The 1,219-nt window shown below is 69.0% G+C and carries 2 protein-coding genes; both read left to right on the top strand.

The window, feature by feature from the left end:
* Window positions 1-542: urease accessory protein UreF (locus I71_RS00625; RefSeq protein WP_042688675.1), on the top strand; the 542-nt coding region annotated here is incomplete at its 5' end.
* The coding region (gene ureG / locus I71_RS00620) for an urease accessory protein UreG (protein WP_244433529.1) at window positions 539-1,219 on the top strand (681 nt) is incomplete at its 3' end. The genes I71_RS00625 and ureG, both read left to right, overlap by 4 nt.

Genomic DNA, 1,219 nt, shown 5'->3' with positions numbered 1-1,219 from the left:
GACCTGCGCCCGGCGCCGGGCGGACCGATGGCATGCTGTTCGCCGCCGCCCATCGTGCGATTCTGGCAGGCGACGAGGCCGGTTTCGCCTGGGCGCTGGAGCGGGCCGACATCCTGCGCGCCTCTGCCGAGACCGCGCTCGAATCGCGGGCGCAAGGGCAGGCCTTCCTGCTGGCGATCCGCGCCGCATGGCCGCTCGACGGTCTGGCCCGCTGGGATGAGGTGATCGCCGCCACCGGGCGGCCGGTCGCCTATGCGGTGGCGGTGGCTCTGGCGGCGGCGCTGATCGGCGTGGCGGAGGGCCCGGCGCTGACCGCCTATCTTCACGCTTTCGCCGCCAATCTGGTATCGGCCGGCGTCCGTCTGGTCCCGCTGGGCCAGACCGACGGGCAGCGGGCGCTGGCCGCCCTCGACCCCATCACACACCGGGCGGCGGAGGCGGCGCTGGCGGCCCCGCTCGACGATCTCGGCGGCCGGGCGATGGCCGTCGACTGGACCTCGATGATCCACGAAACCCAATATACGAGGCTGTTCCGCTCATGAGCGCTCTCCCCGCTATCGAAAAGAGCCACGCCGGTCCGCTTCGCGTCGGCATCGGCGGCCCCGTCGGATCCGGCAAGACCGCGCTGACCGACGCGCTGTGCAAGCGCATGCGCGACGATTGGGAGGTCGCGGCGATCACCAACGACATCTACACCAAGGAGGATGCGGAGTTCCTCACCCGTTCCGGCGCCCTGAAGCCGGAACGGATCATGGGGGTCGAGACCGGCGGCTGCCCGCACACCGCGATCCGTGAGGATGCCTCGATCAACCTCGCCGCCGTCGATCAGATGAACGCGAAGTTCCCCAACCTCGACCTGATCTTCATTGAATCGGGTGGCGACAACCTCGCGGCGACCTTCTCGCCGGAGCTGGCCGACATCACCATCTACGTCATCGACGTGTCGGCCGGCGACAAGATCCCTCGCAAGGGTGGGCCGGGCATCACCCGTTCGGACCTGCTGGTCATCAACAAGACCGATCTTGCTCCGATGGTCGGCGCCAGCCTGGAGGTGATGGACCGCGACGCCCGAAAGATGCGCGGCGACCGTCCCTTCGTCTTCGCCAACGTCAAGGCGGGCGAGGGGCTGGATGCCATCCGGCGCTTGATTGGCATTCCGGCGATGCCCAGCTTGCTACGCGGAATAGATGGGGATCAGGGCGCAGATGGCGACGGGAGC

The sequence above is a fragment of the Azospirillum sp. B506 genome (genome assembly GCF_000333595.1).
Lineage (GTDB): Bacteria > Pseudomonadota > Alphaproteobacteria > Azospirillales > Azospirillaceae > Azospirillum.
This window is presented reverse-complemented; position numbering and strand designations above follow the sequence as displayed.